Source organism: Candidatus Protofrankia californiensis (genome assembly GCF_900634765.1).
In the GTDB taxonomy this organism is placed as follows: Bacteria; Actinomycetota; Actinomycetes; order Frankiales; family Frankiaceae; genus Protofrankia; species Protofrankia californiensis.
In genome coordinates this window covers 1-2,906 of the sequence record NZ_CAAAFT010000481.1, presented here as the reverse complement: position 1 = coordinate 2,906, position 2,906 = coordinate 1, and the positions used below count along the sequence as shown (strand labels likewise).

Here is a 2,906-nt window from a genome sequence, read left to right as displayed (position 1 = left end):
TCTGCCCGTCTGCCCGTCTGCCCGTCTGCCCGTCTGCCCGGGGCCGGCCCGGATGCCTGCGCCCGAAGTTGTCCGCATCGTGCTGAAGGTGCTCTGCGTCCCGTGTCTGTGAATCGCGCACACCGAACCCGCTCGTTCCGCCGCGGATCCTGCGGCTGCGCAGCCTCATTGCCTCCAGCGCCGTACGCGCCGTCGTGGCCTCCGGGATCGTCAATGTCTCCACGCAGGTCTCCGCCGCGGTCGGCCTGGCCGTGCTGGGGACGCTGTCCAGCAACCGGACAGCCAGCCTCCTGGCGGAAGGCCGCACCCCACTCGACGCTCTCGCCGGCGGCTGCCGTCTCGGGTTGCTAATAGGCGCAGGATGCGTGGCATTCGGCCTCCTGCTCGCCGTCACCGTACTGCGCGCTCCCAGACCATGCGGGAAGCCGCAGGCGTCCCAACCCAGCCGACCAACGAACCCGCCCTGCCCGAGCAGCCGGTATCCGCACCATGACGTTCAGATCGAAATCAGTCTTCATGTCGGCCATCAGAAGATCCCGGGCACGCAGGAATTTCTTACGCTGAGCGGGGTGAGCTCACGGTAACCACGAGAAAAGGCTTCTTCCGTCTCATACGTGGGCACGGCGGGCAGAATATCGTGATCTTCCGGTGGTTTACGCCGAGCGGGGCAGGTCCTCGTCTGCGGTGATCTCACGCAGGTAGGCGTCGAGTTCCTCGGTTGAGCCGAAGAACATGGTTCGGCCGGCGGCGACAGCCTCGTCCGCCTCCGCGATCGCCTGTTCGGTCTCAGGATCAGCGTCGAAGAGCTCAACGTTCGCGAGCGCGGGCGGCAGCAGCAAGTCGTTCATGGCCATCGCACTCCCTCGGATCCGTCAGCGTCTTTCGTCATCGTCCGTCATCTGTCAGGACCGTATACCGTGGGGTCCGACACCCACCGGCTCTTCCGCGATCGCATGACGCCGTAGTTCCTCCGTTCGGGAGGGCAGTGCTGCTGCGTCAGGATGGGCCGTGTACCGGACCGGGCTCCCAGGGTGGTAGCGGCGGAGGCTTCGCATCCGGACCGTGGCCTTCAGCCCAGACGGTGCGGCAATTCGGGCAGTCGCGACCTGGTCGCGGACCCTTGAGCGGATCTCCAGGGGAGAGGCGTCGGCGCCCCCGGTGCTCGGGACAGCGGAGTACCAGAAGCGGTGCGAGCACAGGCTCAGTCATCTGATCGGTAGCTTTCCGCTGCCGCCACACGCGGAGCAGTCGAGCTCCTGTGTGCCAGAGAAGACACCGTCCTCATCTGCCTCGCCTCGCTCCTTGAGTTCTTTGCCGGTGCCGCCGCACCGGCCGCAGTCCTTCCAGCCGGGGTTACCGCGGCTGTTGTCCTCTTTTTGCTTCTGCCCCTTGTCCTTGTGATCACGATTCCGGCCGCTACTCCATCTCATGCTGCATCTTCCAACGATCGCATAATTGTGACTGCTGCACTACGCACAGACCACGGTGTAATTCGATGTGTTGCCGCGGATGTACGCCAGGCCCTCACCGCGGTGGAGGGTGCGGCGTTGGCTGTTGGCACGGGCGTCGGGCTCGGAGGTGTATGCGGGGGAGGGTCAGGTGCGGGTGCGGCGGCTGGCTGCGAGCAGGAGCAGCGCGGCAGCCTGTATGCCGGCTGTCACGGTGATCAGGGTGGGGATCGAGGCGTCGTAGAAGGCGCCTGCCAGCCCGCCACCGGCGGCGGTGGCGGCGCCGACCACGCCTGCGAAAATGCCGTAGGCGCTGGCCCGCCGACCGGGTGGGACGAGATCGGCGACGGTGGCGCGCAGGGTGGACTCCTGCACACCCATCGCCGCTCCCCAGATCAGGGCGCCGGCGACGACCAGGGCGAGAGTGTTGGTGAACGCCAGTGTTGGCACGGTGGCGGCAAGCAGCGGCAGCACGGCGAGCACCCGGGGGCCGAGCCGGTCGTAGGCCCAGCCGGTCGCGAGTGCGGCGAGGGCGTCGACACCCATGGCGGCGGCGTACAGGACGGGAACGGTGGCAGCCGACAGCAGCCCCCGGGTAACGGCGTGGAAGGACAGGACACCGAAGGTAGCGAACCCGGTGGTGGTGGCAGCGGTGAAACCCGCGTACACCCAGAACGCGCGGGGCAGCCGCGTCCGGGGCGCCGCCGTGCCGGGCACAGCATGGGACGCCGTCATGCCGGGCAAGGCGCGGGGTGCGGGGACGGCGGGGGCTCCGTGACCGGCGGGAGATTCATATCTGGTGGGTGTTTCGTAGCCGGCAGGGGTTTCGTAACCGGCCGGGTCCGGTACCCGCGTCCAAAGCCAGAGCAGGACGGCCAGCGCGACCAGCCCGGGGAGCGCCAGGACGCCCAGTGCCGGGCCGTAGCCGCTGCCTGCGGCGAGTATGGCCGCGACGAGCAGCGGCCCGGCGAGCGCGCCGACCTGGTCCATTGCCTCGTGCACGGCGAACCCGCGTCCGCGGCCGGTGACGGCGGTCGCGTGGGAGAGCAGGGTGTCCTTCGCCGGGCTGCGGACGGCCTTGCCGACCCGTTCGGCGATCACCAGTGTGCATGCGGCCCACAGGACGCCGACCAGGCCGAGGAGAGGCACGGCGGCGACGGTCAGCGCATAGCCGGCGATCGTCCACGCCCAGAACCGGCCGGTGCGTTCCGCCAGCGGCCCGGAGATCAGCCGGGGCAGCAGCGCGGCGGCTTCACCCACGCCGGTCACCACGCCGACCACGGCAGCCGACGCGCCGAGAGAGGCCAACAGTGGCCCGGTGACCGACCGGGCACCTTCATAGACGAAGTCCGCCAGCAGGCTGACCACGCCGAAGAGCAGCACGAACCGCCATGGCCGCAGCCGGTCCGCCGCGGTGGACGTCACCGCCGTGCCCGGCCGCGGCGCGCTCACCCCCAC

Annotated in this window: 3 protein-coding genes; 1 reads left to right on the top strand and 2 read right to left on the bottom strand. The window is 69.3% G+C overall.

What is annotated here, in order from left to right:
* Window positions 1–194 precede the first annotated feature (194 nt).
* Window positions 195–584, top strand: a complete 390-nt coding sequence (locus DD1DGNOD_RS24745; RefSeq protein WP_131764944.1) for a hypothetical protein — start codon at window positions 195–197, stop codon at window positions 582–584.
* Between the two features lie 69 nt (window positions 585–653).
* On the opposite strand, the gene DD1DGNOD_RS24740 is transcribed toward DD1DGNOD_RS24745, so the two are convergent.
* Entirely contained in the window at window positions 654–848 is a 195-nt protein-coding gene (locus DD1DGNOD_RS24740; protein WP_165034679.1) for a hypothetical protein, read from the bottom strand.
* Between the two features lie 747 nt (window positions 849–1,595).
* Entirely contained in the window at window positions 1,596–2,873 is a 1,278-nt protein-coding gene (locus DD1DGNOD_RS24735) for an MFS transporter (RefSeq protein WP_131771144.1), read from the bottom strand.
* Window positions 2,874–2,906: the final 33 nt, after the last annotated feature.